Raw genomic sequence first — 22839 nt, 5'->3', positions numbered from 1 at the left:
AAATCGCCTTAGCATTAAGCGCAAAGTAGGGTATAGTAAATTTTATCCCATGACCACTGACCAAGGACAAATGACCACAATAATTGCCGGAGAAAGAAGCGGGGTCGGTAAAACTACCATAACTTTAGCCATCTTAGCCTATCTGCAACACCAAGGGTTGAAGGTACAATCTTTTAAGGTTGGACCAGATTATATTGACCCGATGTTTCATCACTATGTCACAGGTCGCCCTTGTCGCAATTTAGATCCAGTTTTAACTTCCCCGGACTATGTTCAAGACTGTTTTAATCGCCACTCTCAATCTGTGGAATTTGCTCTAATTGAAGGGGTGATGGGACTGTTTGATGGGGTGCAACCGGCCCCTTTGTTGATGGATGAATCTCCGGTATTTTCTCTCGGAGATTTTGGCAGTACCGCCCATATTGCCCGATTGTTACAATTGCCGGTTATATTAGTTTTGGATTGCAGTCGGTTATCAAGTTCGATCGCAGCGATCGCCCAAGGATATCGCACCCTAGATCCTCGGGTAACCATTGCCGGGGTCATCCTCAATCGCGTGGGAAGCGATCGCCATTTAGAACTGCTGCAAGATGCCTTAGCAACGATTCAAATTCCGATTTTAGGGGTGTGGCGGCGACAGGATAACATTACCATTCCCGATCGCCATCTCGGACTGATTCCCACTGCCGAACTTCCTCAACTGGATGCCTTAATCGATCGCCTTGCACATCTAGCTGAAACTTGCTTTGATTGGGAACAGCTATTCCCCTTACTAAAATCCACTCCGGCAACTGCTGTCAAACCCCTGGACATCCCCAATTGGCAAGGGGTTAAATCAAAAATTCCAGTGGCGATCGCCCAAGATGCTGCCTTTAATTTCTATTATCCAGATAATCTCGACAGTCTCGAATCCCTCGGTGCCGAATGGGTCCCCTGGAGTCCTCTGAAGGATGCCGTCTTGCCAGAGGGAGTCCAGGGATTATATCTCGGGGGGGGTTTCCCAGAAATCTTCGGCGAAACCCTTGCCGCAAATACCTCAGCATTGCGATCGGTCTATCAGGCGATCGCCTCGGGAATGCCAACCTATGCGGAATGTGGCGGGTTGATGTATTTATGTCAGAATGTAGTCGATTTTAACCACCAATCCTGGCCAATGGTCGGTATTTTTCCCACCAATGCCGTCATGGGTTCCCGCCTCAGTTTGGGATATCGCCTTGCCACCACTCTCCAAGACACCCCCTTATTCCAGACTGGGGAAACAGTCTGGGGTCATGAGTTCCACCGATCGCACCTCACCGCAGAACCCGCTTCTCCCCTGTTTCAACTCCGGGGATTCCAGCGGAACTTCCCCGGGACTCCCGAAGGATGGGGATATTCTCCCCAACTTGCCACCCCTGCGATTCATGCCTCTTACCTTCATCTTCATTGGGGGGGACAGTGGCAGATTCCTCAGCGATTTTTACTCAGTTGTCAGGATTTTGACCCGCGATTCCAGACTTTTTTGTAAACTTTTGTAAAATCTAGTTGTAGGTTCAAAAAGGATATGTTACTTTAATACTAGACACGGAAAAGAAAGAAGTTAAGGAGAAGAAAGATTTAAAGATTCCTTGGTTCCAATGACCGCGTGTCTCCTGTCTTGAGAACCGATGTGCGGCGAGGCCCACAAGGGTGAAGCTGCGGAAATTGTAAACCCTAGTAAGCAATTGTCAATCGTCTAAAACCTTTCGTCTTTTTTGCTATATATTTTGAAGAATCAGTCATTCCGTAAATAGGGTCTAGTCTTGTGACTAGGCCCTTACTGTTTTTAGGGCTAATTTGTTACAAAAAATTGAGAACCAGGGGCATTCAGAAAGTCAACCCCGTCAAGGGCTCAAGTAGCAGGCAGCAACTTGGCTTAAATTACTTAAAAATATCCGAAATAAGAATAAATTCCCAAATAATTGGCCTGCATCGAACCGTCAATCCCTTGGCAGAAGACCGCAGAGCAAGTAGAATGCAGGTACATCTGAGTGCGGGTGTATCTGAAAGCGGAGAATCTCCTCATCACCGAGGCGATACTGAAACCGGAAAAATATCCATCATAGCTTTGCCGGTTCTCCTGATTTGCCATGACCCGGGATGTCACCCTTTTCTTGAAACCGAGAGGGAATTTGTGGGAGTGGTCATGACTGAAAACCCCTATTTTGGATCCGCCTGCTTATGTCATCAGGTACAAATGCGGATCTTGCGATACATTAAGCTCAACTCGATCCACCTGGATTTCATCAGCTCATTAGCGATGCCAACCATTAACCTGCCTCAACATCCGAGATCCGACCCAAGTCAGAACAGTTCCTCGTCTTTCACCGGATCTGGGTTGGCCCTACAACCCGGTGAGAGCCCTTATGAGTCCGGCAAAACCACCCGCTTACTTCGGTTAACCCTAACCTTGTTATTACTCCTCAGTGGGAATGGGGGCGCACTCTTGGCACAAACGACCAATCCGGGAACGCTAACGGATCCCTCGCGAATTCCCAATCCCCTGCCACCGAGTAGCCCCCAGCTACCGGAACGCCCTCCGTTGCTACCCCCACCAGAAGAACTCCTGCAACCCCCGACTACGGATCCCGCTGCGCCCCCATTGCAAGTAGACCCCACGGGAGAAATTCCTGGGGCAATTGAGGTGCAACGGTTTGAGGTTTTCGATAGTACCGTCTTCAGCAACGAAACCTGGGCGGAGATTTTAGCCCCATTTACGGACCGCCCCCTGTCCTTTGCGGAACTGTTGCAAGCTAGAACGGCGGTGACTCAACGGTACACCGAGGAGGGATATATTACTTCCGGGGCGTTGATTCCCCCCCAAACCCTAGAAGATGGGGTGGTGAGGATTCAGGTGGTGGAAGGGGGATTAGAAGAAATTAATGTGACGGGGAATCAGCGGTTGAGTCCCAATTATGTTAGTTCTCGATTGGCGATCGCCACGGAAAAACCCGTCAATATTGACAAACTCCTCGATGCCTTGCGCTTGTTACAACTGGACCCCCGGATTGAAAATATCTCGGCAGAACTGGCGGCAGGGTCTCGTCCGGGTCAAAATGTCCTGGATGTACGGATTACGGAAGCATCGGCATTTGGCAGCGAGTTCGTCTTAGATAACGGGCGATCGCCTAGTGTTGGCAGCTTCCGCCAGAAAGCGAGTCTTTACCATCGCAACTTATTCGGGTTCGGGGATACCCTAAATCTCTCCTACACCAATACCGAAGGGAGTAATCAGTGGGATGTGGGCTATACCCTGCCGATTAATGCCCGCAATGGTACCTTCAGTGTCTCTCACGGTCGCACTCAAAGCGAAATTATCGAACCTCCCTTTGACCGGGTAGATATTGAAGCGAAATCGCGCAATACTGAATTTACCTTACGCCAACCCTTAATCCAAAGTCCCACCCGGGAATTTGCGATGGGATTGACCTTCGCCCGTCGTTCTAGCGAAACCTCCATTTTAGGGGTAAATTTTCCCCTCTCTCCGGGGGCGAATGACGATGGGGAAACGCGGATTTCTGCCTTCCGGTTCTTTCAAGAATGGACTGCGCGCAGTTCTCGGGAAGTCTTAGCGGCCCGATCGCAGTTTAATGTCGGGGTGGGCTGGTTTGATGCTACGGTGAATTCTTCCGCCCCAGATAGTCGCTTTTTGAGTTGGCGGGGACAGGGACAATGGTTGCGGGTTCTCGGTTCGGAAACCAGCGACCCCCAACGGTCCCCAACCCTGTTAGTCCGGGGAGATGTCCAATTGTCATCGGGGTCGTTGCTACCCTTGGAACAATTTGGGTTAGGGGGATTAGAAAGTGTGCGGGGTTATCGCCAAGATGCTCTTTTAACCGATAATGGGGCGATCGCTTCTGCCGAACTTCGCATCCCACTGTATCGCCAAAATTGGTTTGGGGTACAAGTCGTCCCCTTTGTGGATGTGGGAACCGCTTGGAATAGTGGAGATGGAGACAATCCAGACCCCAATACCTTAGCTTCGGCAGGACTCGGTTTACAGCTTGATTTTGGCGATCGCTTACGCGCCCGCTTAGATTGGGGGTATCCTTTGATAGATAGTCCCTCTGGCGATCGAACCTGGCAAGAAAAAGGCTTTTATTTTTCCATTGTCTCTACCCCGTTTTAATCCAAAAAACCCACAGCTATGCAGGGTGTAGCTTGTGCGGACTAGCTTCCTAGCCCGGATTGGATGAAGGGGTTTCCCATGTTTTGCTTCTCCAAACTGGACCGTGAAAAGTTCTGTATAACCCCTCGTGTGTCACTCTATGCGCCTCAAAAAAAATGGTCTGGGGCATCCTATTAGATTTAGAAACCGGGTTTCTGGGAAAACCCCGGTTTCTGGGTTATATACTGCCTCAGCACCGGGTAAACCATATAAAGATTATCTATTTTTTCAATTAAACCACGTCGCAACAGAGATTGTAAGGCATTCCGTAAATCCAATGCTGGTATGGGGGAATTCTCTAGCAATTTTGCCAAATTAACGGGTGTACTTTCCTTTACCAGCAAAAATAACAATTGTTTTTCTATGGTGGATAGGCGATTAAATTGTAGAGCTAAAACCTCCTTTAAATCTTCCGGCAATAAAATAGTATCATCGGGCAATAAATCGGTCACGGATTCCCCCAACTCCTGAATTTGTAGGGCAACACTTTGTAACCACAAAGGGTTGCCTTGATAATGGGGAATTAAGGCCGAATATTTCTCCATTTCTGATAATCCGTAATCTCTGAGAATTGCTTCTGTAGCCGTCATATCTAAGCCCGTAAGTTGTAATGCAAAAATGGCCGTTTTTTGGGGAGAAACTTTAGGGAGGACAACTGCCGGTTCCCAACCGATTAACAGCAAACAACTTTGATGGGAGAGTTGTTCGACTTGTTTGAAAAATAAGCGATATTCTTCATAACCGGGTTGATATTTTCCCGCTAATTCACCACTACTGAAAAGGTGGTGAACATCATCTAAAACAACCAAACAGCGATATTTTTGCAAATACTTAATTAGCGATAAGGTTTGGCGATTATTCCTAGATAAATCGACGGTTTCTGACTCAGAGAAAAACTGAATTAATTGTTTTTGAAATTCAGCAAAAGTCGGGGATGGTGCTAAACTGTACCACAAAACATATTCAAATTCATCTTTGATTTGGTGAACCAGTTGCACCGCTAAGGTGGTTTTGCCAATGCCGCTAATACCCGTGATTGTCATCAGGTGACAACGTTGTTCTAAAATCCAGGTTTTCAGGGTTTCCAGTTCAGAAGTACGATTATAAAAAGCACCTAACTCTGGCATTTCACTTAAATCTTGATGTGGGGTTTGAGATGGTTCTGAGTTAGATGTTTCTTGATTAGTAAATTGTGAGAAATTGGGAATCTCTGGGGAATATTTCGCTGATCCACAGATGTTAAAACTATCTGTAACATTATGTGCAGTAACATTATGTGCAAAAACATTAGAATTTTGCAACCTCTCCATAGTCGATAAAAAATTGGACTTATTTATCTCTTCCCCCAACTCCTCAGAAAGTATCCGCCATAATTCTGCTCCCGTATTTCTCACACTACTGTCAGAATAACCAAAATCTTTGGCAATTTCTTTATATCCCTTCCGTTCCAGAGTCCCTTGCAATATCGCTGCTTGTAAATCGTCGAGGTGCTGCCCTGTTTGAGTAAAGACTATCTCATCCGCGAGATTTAAAATTTCCTTAAGATTTCTCATGGCTAGGGATCGGGGAGAGTTTTGTGTACTATAGCACATTTTTAGACATTTTGGTACATTTTTGTCCAAATTTAGATAAATTTGAGTAACCTGGGGTAAAATTTTGCGGCAAAATAGAACAATTTTGTTCTTGACAAAGCTTTTTTATGTAATGAATAATGACAGCAAGTTTAACTATTCAAACGGCTGCCTGAGATTATTCTTATTGAAGCTAAGTCATAACAATGGAAAAAATTCTTACTTGGATCACTCCTGGTCCGTTGACTGAGGGATGTAAATTTTCAGCCAGAGTTGTTACAAGCTGGATTACTCAGGGTTTCGCCTTGGGTTTCATTGCAGCTATTTTGAATGGTCTGAATATTGCTACAGTAACTACAGGAAGCACCGATCCAGGAAAAGATTTTTTACTAATTCTACTTATTTCGCCAATCGCAATGTGTTTATGGGGGTTAATTGGAGTAGCAATAAGTTCAATCCGTAGAGAAGAACTGTATTATCCTGGGTGGTATTGGTACTTATTTCCCTGGGTGAGTATGTTTACCGTATCATGGCTAACATTTGGACTGTTTATTGCGATTGGTGACTTACTGCTTGGTACAGGAATCAAGCTTCCCGATCTGCCAAAACCATCAGGAAGACCATCAAAAGACAGTCTTCGTCAAAAAGAATCCAATCAATTATTAGATGAATACGAAGACCAAATCGAGCAAGTTATTCAAAATACAAAAAACAAAGAAGATTTAGACATCCGCAAGCGAATCCTGATGAAACTCCGCCAAAATCCTGATGCTTTATTAGAAGACATCTTAACTGAGGATGAAATTGAAGAATTCTTGGAAATGCTTTGTGAAGCATTAATATAATAAAAATACGTTAATGCTTCACTAATATACGCTAAACAATACCTGAAATTAGTTAATAATTAAAAACATGAAAAATTCTTGGATAATTCGTTTTTTGTCAGAAGATTCTCAAATTCTTAAGAAAATTGGGGCCAAACCAGGCCATTATCATATTATGTTGGATACATCTGCCCAAGCTGTAAGGATTAAAAATGATAGAAAAGGAAAAGAATATGAACAAATTTATTTGAAAAAAACTAAATCTCAAGATGCACTTATGATACAGAAAGAATTAGAAGAATTAAATTCATCAAAACCAGTTGAAGAAAATCCTTATCGTTTTAATTGCGCTCTACAAACAGGCAAAAAAACCGTAGAATCTGCCTTTGCAAACGGATTTTACTATGATAAACCTCCTACCGCAAAAGAGGCAATCGAAGTTGTTGAAAAACTTAGAAGAGAAGGAAAGAGTGCTTTAAAGAATGACGCACATGGAGAGTTTAATTATGCAATTGACCAAGTAATAAAATGGTTAGAAGCCAAGGCGGGTTTAGGCTATACCCCAAGCGGAAATTATGATATTGAGGAAGCAAGAAAAAAATTTAAATACAAGGGAACAACATATCGAGTCGATATAAAAGCTTGCGGAAAAACATCTGGCGACCCTTGGTTTAAATAATTTTTGGATTGATTGTGCTGGTAGCAGCCATCTCTTCCATTCACAAGGAAAGAACCCAGTTTCTCATGTTTCTTGCCCAAATTTTTGACAGATTACGAGAAGAACCCCGGTTTTTAAATGCCCCGTTCATGACTTACTCAACTAAGTATTTGGAGCCATAAATAGCCTTTAAGTTGAGCATCAACTGTAGCTAAGTTTAACTCATAGTAAATGGCTGTAGTGGCAATAAATCGGTCTGCGGGGTTTTGATGGGGGAGAGGAATTTTACGACTTAAAATAGCACCTGGACAGTGAAAAGTTCTGGATAACCCCTCGGGGGTGGTTCGTGGGGGCCTCAAAAAAATGGACCGGCATAAACCCAGTCCATAAGTCATGCTGGTAAACTGGACAGTGAAAAGTTCTGGATAACCCCTCGGGGGTGGTTCGTGGGGGCCTCAAAAAAATGGACCGGCAATAAACCCAGTCCATAGGTCATCCTGTTCATAGACGAACTGGTGAGTTGAAGGCCCCTAATTTAAAATACAGAATTTTTCACGGTCCAGTTCTCCCAAGTTGTTTATGAAAATGCGACACCCCCAAGATAAGTCTTTATTGCACGTTAAGCAGGGATTGCTGTTATCTGTTGGTCTGTTTTGGTTAGCTTTACCTTTGGGTGCGATCGCCCAAACTGCGGAAGAATTAGTTGAACAAGGGCGTCAACTTTATCAATCCGGGGAGTTTTCCGCAGCAGCAGCGATTTGGGAAACGGCAGCGAATCGCAGCGGTGGGGAAGGGAATCGCTTACAGCAAGCGGTTGCTTTGAGTAATCTTTCGGCAGCGTTGCAGGAATTGGGAGAGTGGGAGGAGGCAAAAGCGGCGATCGCTCAAAGTCTCGCTTTGATTGAACGTGAGTCGGACTCTCCCTCGTCTATGCGGGTCCTCGCCCAAGTCCTCAATACCCGAGGCGGATTGGAATTTACTCTCGGACAAACGGAAGCGGCAGTGACAACTTGGGAACAAGCGGCAGATGCCTACCGCCAAGCGGGGGAAAAGTCTGGGGAATATCGGGCGATGATTAATCAAGCCCGGGCTTTACAGGCATTAGGATTGTATAGGCGATCGCTGACTCGCTTAGAACAACTCCAAGCCCGGTTAGGCCAGGAAACTGATTCTGATACCAAAGTAACCGCTTTACTCGCGTTGGGAAATGCCTTACGCCTGGTGGGGGATTTAGAACAGTCTGAGGAGGTCTTATGGGAGAGTTTACAGACTGCCCAACGGTTACAGTCCCCAGGGGCCATGAGTGAAAGTGCGATCGCGTTAGGGAATACGGTTCGCGCCCGCCAAAATGTAGACTCAGCTTTAGTCTTGTATCAACAAGCCGCAGCTAACGCAGAATCAGCAGATACCCAGGTCCAAGCCCGTCTCAATGCCCTCTCTCTGTTAGTTGAAAATCCCCTAATTCTGAGCGATTCTGCCTCTGAACCCCTGATTCAAAGCTGGATTCCGCAAATCCAAGCCCAAATCGAGGCGTTGCCTCCGAGTCGGATGGCGGTGTATGCTCGAATTAAGTTCGCACAAACTTGGCTACAATGGCATGAGGGGAAATCATCTCTGAGTTCGGTCCTACCCGAAGCGGCTAAACTCTTAGGAACAGCGGTCCAACAGGCCAAAAGTATAGGCGATCGCCGCGCTGAATCTTATGCATTAGGGAATTTGGGGGAATTATACGAACGCGATGGGCAGTGGCAGCAAGCCCAAATTCTCACCCAACAGGCGTTAGAGTTGGCGGAATATATCAATGCGGTGGATATTGCTTATCGCTGGCAATGGCAACTGGGGCGCGTACTCCTGGCCCAAGGCGATCGCCCAGGGGCTGTGATTGCCTATTCTCAAGCGGTTAACTCTCTGGAGTCTTTGCGCCTAGATTTAGTCACCACCAATCGGGAAGTGCAATTTTCTTTTCGCGATAGTGTCGAACCTGTTTATCGCGAGTTAGTGGCGTTGCTGTTAGACGTATCCTCAACTCCTGTTAATCGCACATCCAGTCAGGGGGTTTCCCAGGAAAACCTTCAGAAAGCATTACAGGCGATCGAATCTTTGAAATTAGCAGAACTGGATAACTTTTTTCGCGATGCTTGTGTGGATAGCAACGCGGTGGAACTGGATAAACAACAGGTGGATCTCACAGCGGCGATCGTCTATCCCATCGTTTTGGGCGATCGCTTAGAAGTGATCGTTTCTCTCCCCAATCAACCGTTACAGCATTATTCCACCCCCTTACCCAAAGAAGAAATCGAACAAACTCTCATCACCCTCAGAAGAAGCTTGGTAACTCGCACTTCTCGGCAATATCGGGTTCATGCCAACACCGTTTACAACTGGTTAATTGCCCCAATTCAAGACACTTTAGCTAACAGTGGCATTAAAACGTTAGTCTTTGTTCCCGATGGACTGTTTAGAAATATTCCAATGGCTGCCTTATATGACGGGGAACAATTTTTGTTGGAAAAATACAGCGTCGCCGTGAGTCCGGGACTCAAACTTAACAAACCTCAACCCTTAAAACGACAAAGTTTAAAAGCCCTAACTGCCGGTTTAACGGAAGAACGATTTGGCTTCGCACAACTGCCGAATGTGGCGATCGAAGTTGAACAAATCAATGCTGCACTCTCCGGCATCGTCCTCATTGATGACGGATTTACCCGCGATACCTTACAACAACAGCTTTTAAAAACTCCTTTTCCCGTCGTTCATATCGCCACCCACGGTCAATTTAGTTCTAGTGCAGAAGATACATTTATTCTCGCTTGGGACGATCGCATCAATGTCAATGAACTAGATAGTTTACTGCGCGTGAGAAATCGCAGCGGTACTGAAGCCTTAGAACTACTGGTTTTGAGTGCCTGTCAAACTGCAACCGGGGACGATCGCGCCGCCTTGGGATTGGCGGGGATGGCCGTTCGCGCCGGTGCACTCAGTACCCTGGCAACCCTCTGGTACATTGATGATGCCGCAACGGTCCCCGTGATGATAGACTTTTACAAATCCTTGAATGAAGGTAATCTCACTAAATCCGAAGCCTTGCGCCAAGCCCAACTCAACCTGTTAAATCAGGTCGAATATCAACATCCAATTTATTGGGCAGCTTATGTTTTAGTGGGAAATTGGCTGTAAACTAGAGGGTAGGTAGAGTATTAAATCAATAGGACAAGAAACTCAATTTTTATTCCAAATAGGTTACTCCTAATCAGAAATTGGGGTAAAAACCCGGGTTTCCCAACCTGACTCTCCCGACGTTTTAGAAAACGGTTGACTCTGTTAAACAGGTCAATATTTTAGGGCAATTTGGCAGCCAAGAGGTTACCCCTCTCCCCCTGCCAAGACTCTCCGGATTGGAACTCAGAAGAATGCTAAACCCGTTATTAAACCTGATTATTATCCACGTACCCCGAGTCGCTGGCAGTCTGCTGATTATCATCAGTTTTTGGATTGCCGCTGCCTTGTTGCGAAAGCTGATTCGCCGCCTCACTACCACCAGTAATTTGAGTCTGGATGCGCTAAAATTGCTGGAACAAACCCTCATTAGCACCGTTTGGATTGTCGGGATTGTTACTGCACTGGGAACCCTAGGGATTGATGTTTCTGCCTTGATTGCCGGGTTAGGTTTAACTGGATTTGCTGTGGGATTAGCCCTCAAAGATATCCTCTCGAATCTAGTTTCCGGGGCTTTGATTTTAATTTATCGTCCCTTCCGCCGTCGCGATCGCATTTCTGTCGGCAACTTTGAAGGAACCGTCATTGATATTGATTTACGTTACACGACCCTCCAAGGAGAAGGCAAAACCATCTTAATCCCCAATTCTTATTTATTCACCAACACAATCTGCATTATCCAAGATTGCGGAGTGAAGATTATCACCAAAATTTACTGATTTAAAATAAAAATCTGGCTATCGTCTAAAAATTATGATATAATCTCCAAATACTTCTAACCCTGTAACCGTTTCCCTCCCCTATCTAAACCCTCAAAACAATGCTAAACTTCCTGAATCGCCTGTTAGGGCGTCACCCGGAAAACATCAAAGCCCATGTGGAAATCTACACTTGGCAAACCTGTCCCTACTGCATTCGGGCTAAAGTTCTCCTGATGTGGAAGGGGGTCAAATTCACCGAATATAAAATTGATGGAGATGGTGCCGCCCGAGTGAAAATGGCAGACCGGGCCAATGGACGCCGCAGCGTTCCCCAGATTTTTATTAACGATCGCCATATCGGGGGATGTGATGACCTGTATGAACTCGATGCCAAAGCACAGTTAGATCCCCTCTTAATCCTGGCCCCCAATTAATTTAAGGGGTTCGATTCATCCCGAGATGAACTCTATTTAAAATCTGTCTTCCAAGTTAACCAAAACCCAAAAACCATGACCTATTTTTTCATTTATGACGGCAAATGCAATCTCTGTGTAAGCGTAGTCCAACTGTTGGAAACCTTTGACAAAGGAGATATTTTTCGCTATATTCCCATGCAGGATGAAAACAGTCTCTCCCGCTTAGGCATCACGCCAAAAGACTGTGAACAAGGCATGATTTTAATCGATGCCGATCGCCCAGAACGACGGTGGCAGGGAAGCGATGCCGCAGAAGAACTGGGGAATTTGTTACCCGGAGGGAGTCTATTTGTTAGCGCCTATCGCGCACTTCCCGGGATGAAATGGACCGGCGATCGCGTCTATGAACAAATCCGCGATAACCGTTATCAACTCTTTGGACAACGCACCGATATCTATCACTCCACCTATCCCGGCGACTGCGAAACCTGTAATTATCCGACCTAATCATGGGAGTGCAAGACCCGCAGTATCTGATACATCGGGACTGGATGAGTCAGGCGATCGCCCTTGCCCAAACTGCCGGAAATGCTGGAGAAGTTCCCGTTGGTGCGATTATTGTAGACCCTTCCGGCAAGGCAGTCGCCCGAACCGAAAACCGTCGAGAACGAGACCATGACCCCACCGCCCATGCCGAAATCCTCGCCCTGCGTGCAGCGGGGCAAGTGTTACAAAATTGGCATTTGAATGGTTGTACCCTCTATGTTACCCTAGAACCCTGTCCCATGTGTGCCGGTGCGATCGCCCAATCCCGTCTCAGTCTCCTCGTCTATGGTGCCGACGACCCCAAAAGCGGCGCAATCCGCACCGTCCTCAACCTCCCCGATAGTCCCGCTTCCTTTCACCGCTTATCCGTCCTCGGTGGCATCTTGGAATCCCCCTGTCGAGAGCAATTACAATCCTGGTTCTCTCAACGCCGACAGTCTCCCGACCCAAAATCCTAAATTAGGATAGCTCAAAGTACCTGAACCAAATCCGCGTCATACAGACTGGATTCTATCTGAAGTTCCCCCGAGGTCGTGGATAGAGGTTGAACTCCCAACCACAAGAAACCGGGTTTCTAGCCCAAATTCCTGGGACATTGCCGAAGATTTTCTCAAGAAACCCGGTTTCTAACCTTTACGATACCGACGCCCTAGGACAATCTACAAACTGTCCATACTCTCCCCCTGTGCCTGGAACAATCCCAGTACAATAGAAAAATTCAACTCATAAGAGTTTAGCACAGGTTTTCTAAATTCCCCGATTAAATTCAAATTAACCCGCAATTGAACCTAATTTTTTCTCTCTTTTATCTTAAATCTTAACCCAAAGTCATGCAAACTTCCCTCGTTAAAGCCCCTATCCAATCCGAAAAAAATCCATCGGTGAATTCTAAAATTTCCCCTTGGTTAGCCAGTGCTTTGTATCCATTAGGTCGTTTTATCGTCCTCCCTGCCTACTTTAAAGAGATTGAAGTCATCGGTCAAGAACATATTCCCACCAACGGACCCACTATCCTCGCCCCAACCCATCGATCGCGGTGGGATGGGATTTTAGTCGCCTATGCCGCAGGGCGACATATTACCGGACGGGACTTACGTTATATGGTCTCTATTGATGAATTTAAAGGAATTGCCGGTTGGTTAATTCCTCGTTTGGGTGGATTTCCCATTGATAGAAAACGTCCGGGAATTGGAAGTTTGCGGCATGGCGTCGAACTCCTGGAAGCGGGTGAAATGTTAGCAATTTTTCCCGAAGGTGCGATTTTTCACGATCGTGACCTTCATCCGCTTAAACCTGGATTAGCAAGACTGGCGATTCAAGCGGAATCCCTCCATCCTAATTTAGGCGTGAAAATTGTGCCGATAAATTTGGAATATCAGCCAACTATCCCCCAGTGGCGATGCCAGGTGAAAATTACCATTGCTCCTCCCTTAGAAGTGTGTCACTACTGCCTAGACCGGCCTAAAGAAAGCGGGAATCAACTGACCGCCGATTTAGAAACAGCATTGCGGGCGATCGGTCAAGGTCCTAGGTGAAAACCTTCTCTCCTGACTCCTGAAAACGCCTAAAAACCCTTTTATTCATGACAAGAATTGGGTGGTTCCGTAACCACCCAAGAGGACTACTCTAATATTCTTACAGTCGGTTGGCCTCATTTTAAGGATGCTTACCGACTTAGGATAGTGGCGTCAAGTGAGACAACACTCCTTAACCCGTTGCTAAAATCTCCGGGGATACGGATACAAACATCCCATTCAAATCTGACGGATTGATATTTAAAACCACCCCTAAAATCTGATTGGTGTCAATGGTGCGAATGACTGTATCATTCATCCCATTGTTATCCATATCCATAATCGCCTCATAGGTAATGTCATTCGCCGTCAATCCATTAGTTAAGCCGATTCGGTCTCCCTCGGCCCCGTTAAAATCGGTAATAGAGTCAGCTTCTAGGGGATTAGTCCCCCCAACAGCGGTATCGCGACGGAGGACGAATAAATCAGCCCCGGTCCCCCCGGTGAGAACATCGGTACCAAAATCACCAATTAAAACGTCATTTGCAGATCCACCGTATAAAGAGTCATTGCCTTGACCTCCCCGCAGCAGATTCTGACCATTGCCGCCAAAAATGGCATCATTCCCTTGATTCCCGTTGATGGTATCATTGCCATCGCCCCCAACGATTGTATCATCCTCCATTCCTCCGCGCAGTAAGTTATTTCCGCCGGTGCCATAGATGCGATCGCGCCCCTGATTCCCATTGATCACTTCACCGTCGGTCGAACCAATGATGATATCATCTCCCGCTAATCCCCGCAGTCCGAATTGATAGCCATTCAGCGCCCCTGGAGCCAGTTGAACCACCGATGAATTCCCAACCAGGTCAAAAAATCCCTGATTGTTTGGGGTTAAGGGTTCAGAAATCAGGGTGACTCCCACGGTGGGAGGGGGTGCAAAAGCCGGGATTTCGGGTCGTCGAGATACCTGAGGGTTGGGGGGTAAAGGGTCAGAAATCGGAGCGTCTTGCTCTCGTAGAGGTGGTGTTGAAGTTGAGGTTTGGGGTCCTGCCGATGCCGGATTACTCGCGGGTGTGGCAATCGTCATTGGGGTTGCAAAAACCTGGGTCCAATAATGAGAGAAGTTGACATTGCCGGTATCATTTTCCTGAAAATGATAGCCTACACCAATTTCCGTGACAGCGGGACTAAGAATGTTGGCGCGATGTGAGGGACTATCCATCCATCCCTGGACCGTTTGCTCCGGTGTCGGTTCACCTGCGGCGACGTTTTCAGCAACGGTCCGATAATCATACCCTTGCGACATGACGCGATCGGCTGCACTAGATCGATCTACCGGGTCGGTATGGGCGATAAAATCCCGCATTCCCATATTCGCACTATGAACTTGTGCTGCCGCTGCTAATTGCGGATTGAACGTGAGGGGGTCTAAACCGCGTTGCGCCCGTTCTGCATTGGTGAGTTCGACAACACGCTTAAGAAATTCTGAATTCATCTGTCTGATTACTCCTGGTTTATGATTCTGTTTCCTAGACCCGGTAGGTGCAACCAATTGCTACTCAAATTGCAGCAGTTGGAACAATAATTTTCAGGTTAAACACTCCCGTTCACCCCTTGGTAGGGCTGTCGGAGTGTTTTTCTAAACCTGGACTAGATTTCACCCAGAAGTGCTGTATTCAGGAAAATATCTCTGAAAAAATTACCGATTTCGATGTCCGTTGAACTGGGGGAATAGTTTGCCCCTGCTTAATCTAGCCCTGCACAGAAGGATAATAACCCTGACAATCCTTCTCTAACCCTGTTTCGATGCAGTTTTTTGGTAAATCGCACTCCTAATCTAACTGAATGAATCAGGCGTGTCAACTCTAAAAATATAAAGATTTATTAAAGCGGGTAAACCTAAAATCCGCCCATCTATTATTAATTTGCCAGATAAAATTGAACAAAGTTTACCGGAAATTTTCGATAAAAATCCTTAAGGAGTAAGTCTTTGGGTAACAATCAATACAGGAATAAAGATTTTACCCATCGGTTTGACGTTTTTCAATAGTCTCTATTCAGAAAATATTAAATTAATTATTTTAACGCAACAACTCGGGTTTATTTGGATGGCATAATTTAACCGGGAAACCCTTAGACCTCAATTTTTCTGGCCAAGACAAATCGGGTGGCCAAGAAACCACCCGAGACAAGTAATTCAGATTTAAGCGGAATCCCTTAGCCCGTCGTCAAGATGTCCGAGGAGACCGCTTGAAACATTCCATTTAACTCCAGGGGATTGGTATTTAAAACAATCCCTAAAATTTCATTCGTGCTGTTGATTTGAATTAATGCATCAGGAATGCTATTGTTATCCACATCCACGAAGCGCTGATAGGTAATATCGTTTACCGTTAACCCATCGGTCAGGCCGATGCGATCGCCCCCGGCCCGGTTAAAATCGGTAATATAGTCGGCTTCTAGCGGGTCAACCACCCCAACAACTGTGTCACGACGGAGAACAAACAAATCGGCCCCTGCCCCTCCATTCAGAACATCCGCACCAAAATCGCCGATTAAAACGTCATCGCCGCCTTCACCGTATAAATGGTCATGGCCTTTACCTCCCCGGACGGTATCGTTGCCCTCCCCGCCAAAGACAACATCATTATCATTGTTGCCGTTGAGGATGTCATTGTTAGTGCCACCAAACAGCTTATCCTCGCCTTTCCCACCCCGTAGGGAGTTATTTCCGCCGGTTCCATAGATGAGATCGCGACCACCGTTCCCATTGATGGCTTCCCCCTCAGCCGAACCGATGATGATATCATCTCCATCTAATGCTCGCAATCCCAATTGGTAGCCATTCAGCGCCCCTGGAGCCAGTTGAACTCGATCAACATTGGCTGTGAGGTCAAAAAATCCCTGACTGTTGGGTGTTAAGGGTTGAGAAATTAGGGTAATTCCGTCGGTTGGAGGCGGGGTGGGAGTATGGGTTTGAGGCCGGGGTCCTGATGGCGGGGCCTCCATCGGAGTCGCAAAAACCTGGGCCCAATAATGGGAGTAGTTGACATTACCCGTATCATTTTCCTGAACATGATAGCCCACCCCAATTTCCGTCACCGTGGGATTGAGGATATTGACCCGGTGTGAGGGACTCTTCATCCATTCGATGACCACTTGCTCCGGTGTCAGCTGACCCCCCGCTACGTTTTCAGCCACAGTCTGGTAGTTATACCCTTGATTCGTGACGCGATCGGCTGGTTTGGTTCCATCCACAGGATCATTATGGGCCATAAAATCGCGCATTCCCATATTGGCGCTATGGACTTGTGCTGCCGCCGCTAACTGCGGATTGAACGTGAGGGGGGCTAAACCCTGTTGTGCTCGCTCTACGTTGGTCAGTTCAACAACACGATTGAGAAATGCTGAAGTCATCTATCTACTCCTGGTGTACACTCTCCGCCGCCTGGAACGGTTGAGTGGCAATGAATCTGCCAACTTAACCCCGGTCGGTTCGGAAAAAAATGGTCAAGCTAAACGCTCCCGTTCCTCAAGTGATATGGGGGAAACGAGTGAGTCGGTGGAATCTGTGCGGAATGTCAACCCAAAATTCTATGGCAACGGGGTTTACGGTTTAATTTTCACCGGGTGGGCTGGAACTGTTGCGACCATTGTGCGCTAGTTTTACGCTAGAGCGGTGAGAACTATCATTCCTGTAAACATCTCCCTAAAATCCTGTGTCTTTGAGCGGTTTTGTAGCTCTTGTTTCTACTTTAAGTGAATAAATCAGGCGTGTCAATAGTAAATATATAAAGCTTTGTTAAAGCTGGGAACTATCAAACCCTGCTTATATTCATTTTTGATTTGCAAAATGAAATTGATGGGGATCTCGTAAATCAGCGATCGTGATCACAGACAAGTGATACACAAGTACCCATTCTTTAACTCATGCCTAGAAAAGCAATAGAGACTCCCGGAAGATGTTTGTAAGTTGTGAGTAAAGTTTAACAGTATCGCACTTAAACAACGGCATCATTGCTAAAAGAATCCGACCGGGAGAGAATTTTCTGGGCGATCGCCTCAACCGGAATCACTCTGAGCCATTTTCAACCCCCTTAAAACTTCCGTATCCTGGTCGAGGATATAACGGGAGATGATCAGTACCGTTCAGGTACTTGCCCCTACTTCAGACTGGGGAAGTTCACCAACCCATGAAAAAGGGAGAGAAGCAGCCAGAAACGCCACTTCTCCCCCTTGCTCTTTTATTCAACAGAGATTAAACGGCCAAAGTCAAATCCCAGCTATTCAGCGACCCAGTATCTCCGGGAACACAATCTCTGACCCACAACTTCCAAGACCCCTGAGCCGACTGATTGCAAAGCTGGCGGAGGGTGGGAGTAGTTTGTAGGGAGTAAGTCGTATTCAAGCGAGTTTGATTGCCCAAAGTCCGGCTTTGTAATTGCACCATCTGACCAGTGGGCGCAATTAAATAAACTTCTAAGTCCCCCAGATAGCTGTGTTGGATATCCACCGTGACGCGGATATCCGCAACCGCACTCGGGTCGGCAATGGAAATTTCGCTGATTAATCCCGGGCGATCGCTGCTGCTAAAAAGATTCAAGGGAAATAAACCCGCTTGATTCTTTTGAAAATCTGGAATCGCCTGCTGACGGCTATTCTGGCCTTTAATCTGGCGCGTGACCTGCATCGGCATCGTCAACAGCCGCTGTGCTCGTCGGACCGCATTATAAGCATTCACCTTCCCATAGCCAAACCATTGAGAATGACCCTTACTATCGTAAGTGCCAAAGCGATTACCCAGTTGAATATCGATATCCGGATCGATAATCTTATCCGCACTTTGCTCCAAAATTTGCTTAACCTGACCGGCAGTCAAGTGTGGATTAATCGAGAGGACCAATGCCGCTACCCCCGCCACCACCGGACAAGCACTGGAGGTCCCACCGAAAAAGCCCGTATAATCTCCGGAATCGTAACCATGAGACCCTGTGCGATCGGTCGTGAAAACGCCCAACCCGGTTAAATACCCCTTAATCTCTGGAGGCGTATTCACCGCACCCATTTCTTGAATCCACATTCCCGGGGGTGCATTATTGCTTGGAGCACAGACGGAAATAGAGGGACCCCAGTTACTATAGGCAGCCTTTTTAGCCAGACTGGTGCAAGCAGATACGGTAATCACATCAGGATGGACCGCAAACCCACTCAGCCACTTGACCGACCCCTTAAGTAGGTTATTCGGCCAACCACTCTCGTTCACCGTGCCACTGGTGGGACGGTTGGCATTGCCTGCGGCAAAGACAATCACACAACCCTTGCCATTGCGTCCTTCCGTGGCGGCCCGGGTAATGGCGGCCCGTTGACGCAAAGAGAGGGGAAAATAGACCGCAGAAGCCCCCCAACTACAGGAAATGACTGAGGCTCCTTTGGTCATGGCCCAATCAAAGACTTGCTCGATGGATTCGTCATCCAGATAGCCCGTGGTCCGGATCGGCATCAGGGCGCAACCGGGAGCAACCCCGACAATACCAACGCCATTTTCTTCGGCAACGGCGACTCCTGCACAGGCGGTCCCGTGGTTGTCTGATTCTCCTTCCGGGAGGGGTAAAAAGTTTTTGCGTTTAAAGTCTCTGGGGGCGACGACTTTACCGGGACCTTGGAAATCCGGGTGATTGAGGTCGATCGCATCATCGGTGATGGCAACCACGACCGATCGGATGCCTCGGGTAATATCCCAGGCTTTTTCCGCTTCAATATGGGAACCCGGGGCGAGGTCGCGGCCTCCTTTGTTCTGTAAATACCACTGTTTCGGATACAACGGCGAGCGAGGCAGATAGTGGTTTTGGGTGGTGATGACGATGTTGGGTTCGGCGGTGAGAACCTCGGATTTTCGCATCAGCCGGTTGGCAATTTTGATGGGATTTTCTGTAGCAGTCCGCTGAACATAACTAATAAAGGTGTTGGGGATGCCGTAAACGGGTTTATCGAGGTCTAGTTGTACGGCATCGGCGATCGCCTGCCGTTGGGTTTCGTCTACGGTTTCGGCAAATTGAATGGTGACCTCATCGGTGAGGTAAACCCGCATTTGTGGATTATTATCTACGGTATAGACATGACTAACAAAGGCAACTTCCGGTAAGCTTCGCACCTTTGTCATGACCGTTTCGAGGTCGCCTGCCTCGTCTACGATAAATTCTTCTAACTGGGTGTTTTGTAGTTGTTGTTTATGGGTGGCGGGAATTTGGCTGAACCAATCTTTTGGGGTATTGGGTTCTAGGGGGCGGACGGTAAAGCGATCGCTGAGTTTTAAGAGGAGTAATTCTTCACCGCCTCGTTGCAGGAGAATTCCGAGACTTTGATCGGATACGCCAATTCCGACGGGATTGGATTCAGAGGCATCTGACCGATAAACTGGACCAGTCATTGGATGTATTCCTTCGCTGATTGATCTATTCGCTAATGGGTTTTATTCATTTAGCTAACGGATAAATCAGTAAGATTGCCGGTGGGGGGCGTTAGGCGATCGCTCCTGTACAGCGCTGTCCGTAATTGGGAATTTCTGAAGACAAGGGTGGGGGCGATCGGTCCAACTGCCGGAAAATGTTTACCGACTGGGAAAGGAAAGGCTGAATGAGTAAAATAGGTTCAATCGATCCACCAGGGCCTTGGGTTTCCCCCAGCCACTCTGGGACCCTCGACTTGACGGGGCCTAAGACCTGGGTGCCGTCTTGAATCCAGAGGTAAATGGCCCCGCAGGGACAAGAAACCAGGTTGGTTGACAAAATCTCTGCATAAGAGAAACTAATCTGTTGCAGAAACCCGGTTTCTAACCTTAACTGAGGACAATCGTCCCTGAGATTATTCCCATTTCCAGTTTCCTCCACAACCCGGGACATTGCAATGTTAAGATACCTAAAGTTTTTATCGCTCTGGTGTTCTCCCCACACACAAAGGTACTTTATGGGATCTGCTGTAAAAGTTCCCCCGCGCGGTTTTGCGGGTTTATTGTCTGTAACCCTGATCGCAGGATTCATCCTGTTGTCTCCCCTACCCATTCGGGCGCAAGAACAGTCCCAACCCGATGGATTAGATGGATTACAGCCCTCCGGTCAGCCAAACGAAACCCTAACCCGGCCAACGCCAACGGAGCGGGGGGCCACATCCCCATCGCAGCCAACGCCGCAATCCATTCCCCAACCGGAGGCGGTTACCCCACCGTCAGACCCGGAGGATTTGCGCCGACTCGCTGCCGATAGCACCTTACTGAGCATGGAGGCAGGGCAGCGTTTAGTCCAAGAAGCTAAAGAATCGGCTGCTGCTCAAGAGTACGAACCAGCGGTGACCAAACTGCAACAGTCCCGAGAGATTTTTAATCAACTTTCCAATTTCCACCAAGAGCTTTACACCAGCTTTACCGGGATTGATAACCGGATTGCCAACAGTCATCGCACCCTGGCAGCAGAAACCGCCCAAATGCGGGACGAGGCGAGTTACGAGTTGGCGGTGGTTCATAGCGCCCAAAATAAAGCCGATCTCGCGGTCCCCTTACTGATTCAGATTGTGGGGTCTCAACAGCCCACCCGAGAACTGGGTCGCCAAGCGTATCAGTTATTAAGTGACATCGGCTTTGTGCAAATCGTCCAGGAACCGATCGCTGCCGACGCGGAAGCCGCCCCTGAAGTCTCCCCGGAAGAACCCACCACCCCAGCGCAACAGACGGGTCTGTTAAGCATACAGGCGGCAAATGGGTTGATGGAAGAAGCTCGACAATCTGCCAGTGCGGAACAGTATGAACAAGCGGTGAGCAAGTTGCAACGTTCTCGGGAAATTTTCAATCAGCTTTCTAATTTCTATCAGCAGCTTTTCACCAGTTTTGCGGGCATCGATAACGCCACGGCAGAAACCCATCGGATCCTGGCTGCGGAAACTGCTGAAATGCGTGATTTGGCAACCTACGAACTGGCCCTGGTGCACCGGGTGCAGAATCAACCGGCTTTGGCTGTGCCTTTGTTGATTCAGATTATCCGGTCCCAGCAACCCACGCGAGAGTTGGGGAAAAAAGCCTACGAGCAATTGTGGGAGTTGGGTTTTGTGGATTCGCCCTTTCCGGGAGGACGCCAAAGTTCTTCGGGGGTTCGGTAACCGGCGAGATTGCTGAGGATGCCGGTACAGAATTGGCCAGACAGCCTGGGTTGTTTCACCCCTATTTCTGCTAAGAATGGAGCCAAGAATGGGTCAAAACTCCCCTTGATTGGGCCTTGTCTGTGATGCTGTACTGATGTTTTAGAAGCTTTCAGTGAATCTAGGCCCTGGTTTGACCCTTGAGCCTGGATGTTCTCCCTTCTACAATTAAATTAGACTATTAAGATAGATAAAGAGGAACAGGAGCAAGAATGGTTAGCCCGGATCAGGTAAAGGCAATGATCGAGGCACAATTGGCGGATGCTCAGGTGACGGTTGAAGATTTGACAGGCACCCGAGATCACTATCAGGTCATCGTCGTTTCGTCCCACTTTGAAGGACTACCCCGAGTGCGGCAACATCAGTTGGTGTATGGTTCTCTACAAGAGGCTATGTCCACAGAGGCGATCCATGCGCTAACCATGAAGACTTATACTCCGGAGGCTTGGAGTCAAGTCTCTGGGGCCGTCTCATAACTAGGCTGGGTCGTCCAATCCGCTATTAAGAAGGCGATCGCCTGCGGGTACTCCGGTATCCCTTATTTGCACAGTAACAATCCATCTTTTACCTTAACGAACACCCATCATGACTATCACTCCAGAACTCAAAGAGCGACTCGACAATATCGTAAACCGTAACAAAATTACTGTTTTCATGAAGGGGACCAAACTGATGCCTCAATGTGGTTTTTCCAACAATGTGGTGCAGATTCTCAATACTTTGGGCGTTCCTTACGACACGGTTAACGTTCTGGACGATTATGAGATTCGTCAGGGCATCAAAGACTATTCCAACTGGCCCACGATTCCCCAAGTCTATATTAATGGTGAATTTGTTGGCGGTTCGGATATTCTGATCGAACTCTATCAAAGTGGTGAATTGCAACAGATGGTTGAAGTCGCTCTGGCTTCCTAATCGGTGCAATTCTCTGGTTTACCCGTGGGGTTAAACGGTTAAATTTTAAATTTAAAAAGGGCTTGATGATCCAAGCCCTTTTTAATGGATAACTGACATAAATCA

The 22839-nt window shown here is 47.3% G+C and carries 19 protein-coding genes; 14 read left to right on the top strand and 5 right to left on the bottom strand.

Annotated features, from left to right (window positions below):
- Positions 1-70 precede the first annotated feature (70 nt).
- Together NG795_RS04695 and NG795_RS04690 are read left to right on the top strand one after the other, a co-directional pair.
- Positions 71-1507 (top strand): cobyrinic acid a,c-diamide synthase CobB, encoded by a 1437-nt coding sequence (locus NG795_RS04695; protein WP_367287599.1) that lies wholly within the window; start codon positions 71-73, stop codon positions 1505-1507.
- Between the two features lie 771 nt (positions 1508-2278).
- Positions 2279-4147 carry a ShlB/FhaC/HecB family hemolysin secretion/activation protein gene (locus NG795_RS04690; protein WP_367287506.1) on the top strand — a complete coding sequence of 623 codons (1869 nt, stop codon included), beginning with the start codon at positions 2279-2281 and terminating at the stop codon, positions 4145-4147.
- 179 nt (positions 4148-4326) lie between these two features.
- On the opposite strand, the gene NG795_RS04685 is transcribed toward NG795_RS04690, so the two are convergent.
- Complete coding sequence (locus NG795_RS04685) at positions 4327-5739, bottom strand: helix-turn-helix domain-containing protein (protein WP_367287505.1); 1413 nt, start codon at positions 5737-5739, stop codon at positions 4327-4329.
- A 224-nt stretch (positions 5740-5963) separates the two neighbouring features.
- On the opposite strand from NG795_RS04685, the gene NG795_RS04680 reads away from it, so the two are divergent.
- The 8 genes from NG795_RS04680 (at position 5964) to NG795_RS04645 (ending at position 13653) form a co-directional block, all read left to right on the top strand.
- A complete protein-coding gene (locus NG795_RS04680) occupies positions 5964-6602 on the top strand; it encodes a hypothetical protein (protein ID WP_367287504.1) in 639 nt (212 codons plus the stop codon).
- Between the two features lie 67 nt (positions 6603-6669).
- Positions 6670-7260, top strand: a complete 591-nt coding sequence (locus NG795_RS04675) for a hypothetical protein (RefSeq protein ID WP_367287503.1) — start codon at positions 6670-6672, stop codon at positions 7258-7260.
- Between the two features lie 558 nt (positions 7261-7818).
- Positions 7819-10416: a CHAT domain-containing protein gene (locus NG795_RS04670; RefSeq protein ID WP_367287502.1), complete on the top strand. Its 2598-nt coding sequence runs from the start codon at positions 7819-7821 to the stop codon at positions 10414-10416.
- 233 nt (positions 10417-10649) lie between these two features.
- Positions 10650-11174: a mechanosensitive ion channel family protein gene (locus tag NG795_RS04665; RefSeq protein WP_367287501.1), complete on the top strand. Its 525-nt coding sequence runs from the start codon at positions 10650-10652 to the stop codon at positions 11172-11174.
- Positions 11175-11275: 101 nt separating this feature from the next.
- Positions 11276-11590, top strand: coding sequence for a glutaredoxin 3 (gene grxC, locus NG795_RS04660; RefSeq protein ID WP_367287500.1), 315 nt, complete (start codon positions 11276-11278; stop codon positions 11588-11590).
- Positions 11591-11665: 75 nt separating this feature from the next.
- The gene (locus NG795_RS04655; protein WP_367287499.1) at positions 11666-12079 is read left to right on the top strand and encodes a thiol-disulfide oxidoreductase DCC family protein; all 414 of its coding nucleotides are present in this window, start codon (positions 11666-11668) and stop codon (positions 12077-12079) included.
- Positions 12080-12081: 2 nt separating this feature from the next.
- Positions 12082-12576, top strand: a complete 495-nt coding sequence (tadA, locus tag NG795_RS04650) for a tRNA adenosine(34) deaminase TadA (protein ID WP_367287498.1) — start codon at positions 12082-12084, stop codon at positions 12574-12576.
- Positions 12577-12948: 372 nt separating this feature from the next.
- Positions 12949-13653 carry a lysophospholipid acyltransferase family protein gene (locus NG795_RS04645; protein ID WP_367287497.1) on the top strand — a complete coding sequence of 235 codons (705 nt, stop codon included), beginning with the start codon at positions 12949-12951 and terminating at the stop codon, positions 13651-13653.
- A 172-nt stretch (positions 13654-13825) separates the two neighbouring features.
- On the opposite strand, the gene NG795_RS04640 is transcribed toward NG795_RS04645, so the two are convergent.
- A complete protein-coding gene (locus tag NG795_RS04640) occupies positions 13826-15130 on the bottom strand; it encodes a CAP domain-containing protein (RefSeq protein WP_367287496.1) in 1305 nt (434 codons plus the stop codon).
- A 722-nt stretch (positions 15131-15852) separates the two neighbouring features.
- Positions 15853-17052 (bottom strand): CAP domain-containing protein, encoded by a 1200-nt coding sequence (locus NG795_RS04635; RefSeq protein ID WP_367287495.1) that lies wholly within the window; start codon positions 17050-17052, stop codon positions 15853-15855.
- A gap of 13 nt (positions 17053-17065) precedes the next feature.
- Here NG795_RS04635 and NG795_RS04630 point away from each other — a divergent pair, with 13 nt between their 5' ends.
- Positions 17066-17299, top strand: a complete 234-nt coding sequence (locus NG795_RS04630; RefSeq protein WP_367287494.1) for a hypothetical protein — start codon at positions 17066-17068, stop codon at positions 17297-17299.
- A gap of 594 nt (positions 17300-17893) precedes the next feature.
- Here the strand turns inward: NG795_RS04630 and NG795_RS04625 are convergent.
- Both NG795_RS04625 and NG795_RS04620 read right to left on the bottom strand, forming a co-directional pair.
- Entirely contained in the window at positions 17894-20062 is a 2169-nt protein-coding gene (locus tag NG795_RS04625) for a S8 family serine peptidase (protein ID WP_367287493.1), read from the bottom strand.
- Positions 20063-20153: 91 nt separating this feature from the next.
- The gene (locus tag NG795_RS04620) at positions 20154-20534 is read right to left on the bottom strand and encodes a hypothetical protein (protein WP_367287492.1); all 381 of its coding nucleotides are present in this window, start codon (positions 20532-20534) and stop codon (positions 20154-20156) included.
- Positions 20535-20598: 64 nt separating this feature from the next.
- On the opposite strand from NG795_RS04620, the gene NG795_RS04615 reads away from it, so the two are divergent.
- The 3 genes from NG795_RS04615 to grxD all read left to right on the top strand — a co-directional run bounded on the left by NG795_RS04615 (position 20599) and on the right by grxD (position 22734).
- The gene (locus NG795_RS04615) at positions 20599-21780 is read left to right on the top strand and encodes a hypothetical protein (RefSeq protein WP_367287491.1); all 1182 of its coding nucleotides are present in this window, start codon (positions 20599-20601) and stop codon (positions 21778-21780) included.
- Between the two features lie 251 nt (positions 21781-22031).
- Positions 22032-22295, top strand: coding sequence for a BolA family protein (locus NG795_RS04610; RefSeq protein WP_367287490.1), 264 nt, complete (start codon positions 22032-22034; stop codon positions 22293-22295).
- 109 nt (positions 22296-22404) lie between these two features.
- Entirely contained in the window at positions 22405-22734 is a 330-nt protein-coding gene (grxD, locus tag NG795_RS04605; protein WP_436836029.1) for a Grx4 family monothiol glutaredoxin, read from the top strand.
- Positions 22735-22839 lie beyond the last annotated feature (105 nt).

The sequence above is a fragment of the Laspinema palackyanum D2c genome, from assembly GCF_025370875.1.
GTDB classification, from domain to species: Bacteria; Cyanobacteriota; Cyanobacteriia; order Cyanobacteriales; family Laspinemataceae; genus Laspinema; species Laspinema palackyanum.
The sequence above is the reverse complement of the archived record's forward strand: the minus strand, read 5'-3'. Positions and strand labels throughout refer to the sequence as shown.

Excerpts from the sequence above, each read along its gene's own strand:
- NG795_RS04685 (WP_367287505.1), bottom strand. The coding sequence starts at position 5,739 with ATGAGAAATCTTAAGGAAATTTTAAATCTCGCGGATGAGATAGTCTTT.
- NG795_RS04610 (WP_367287490.1), top strand. The coding sequence starts at position 22,032 with ATGGTTAGCCCGGATCAGGTAAAGGCAATGATCGAGGCACAATTGGCG.
- NG795_RS04620 (WP_367287492.1), bottom strand. The coding sequence starts at position 20,534 with ATGTCCCGGGTTGTGGAGGAAACTGGAAATGGGAATAATCTCAGGGAC.
- NG795_RS04615 (WP_367287491.1), top strand. The coding sequence starts at position 20,599 with ATGGGATCTGCTGTAAAAGTTCCCCCGCGCGGTTTTGCGGGTTTATTG.
- NG795_RS04665 (WP_367287501.1), top strand. The coding sequence starts at position 10,650 with ATGCTAAACCCGTTATTAAACCTGATTATTATCCACGTACCCCGAGTC.
- tadA (WP_367287498.1), top strand. The coding sequence starts at position 12,082 with ATGGGAGTGCAAGACCCGCAGTATCTGATACATCGGGACTGGATGAGT.
- NG795_RS04680 (WP_367287504.1), top strand. The coding sequence starts at position 5,964 with ATGGAAAAAATTCTTACTTGGATCACTCCTGGTCCGTTGACTGAGGGA.
- NG795_RS04640 (WP_367287496.1), bottom strand. The coding sequence starts at position 15,130 with ATGAATTCAGAATTTCTTAAGCGTGTTGTCGAACTCACCAATGCAGAA.
- grxC (WP_367287500.1), top strand. The coding sequence starts at position 11,276 with ATGCTAAACTTCCTGAATCGCCTGTTAGGGCGTCACCCGGAAAACATC.
- NG795_RS04645 (WP_367287497.1), top strand. The coding sequence starts at position 12,949 with ATGCAAACTTCCCTCGTTAAAGCCCCTATCCAATCCGAAAAAAATCCA.
- NG795_RS04690 (WP_367287506.1), top strand. The coding sequence starts at position 2,279 with ATGCCAACCATTAACCTGCCTCAACATCCGAGATCCGACCCAAGTCAG.
- NG795_RS04655 (WP_367287499.1), top strand. The coding sequence starts at position 11,666 with ATGACCTATTTTTTCATTTATGACGGCAAATGCAATCTCTGTGTAAGC.
- NG795_RS04675 (WP_367287503.1), top strand. The coding sequence starts at position 6,670 with ATGAAAAATTCTTGGATAATTCGTTTTTTGTCAGAAGATTCTCAAATT.
- NG795_RS04695 (WP_367287599.1), top strand. The coding sequence starts at position 71 with ATGACCACAATAATTGCCGGAGAAAGAAGCGGGGTCGGTAAAACTACC.
- NG795_RS04625 (WP_367287493.1), bottom strand. The coding sequence starts at position 20,062 with ATGACTGGTCCAGTTTATCGGTCAGATGCCTCTGAATCCAATCCCGTC.
- grxD (WP_436836029.1), top strand. The coding sequence starts at position 22,405 with ATGACTATCACTCCAGAACTCAAAGAGCGACTCGACAATATCGTAAAC.
- NG795_RS04670 (WP_367287502.1), top strand. The coding sequence starts at position 7,819 with ATGAAAATGCGACACCCCCAAGATAAGTCTTTATTGCACGTTAAGCAG.
- NG795_RS04635 (WP_367287495.1), bottom strand. The coding sequence starts at position 17,052 with ATGACTTCAGCATTTCTCAATCGTGTTGTTGAACTGACCAACGTAGAG.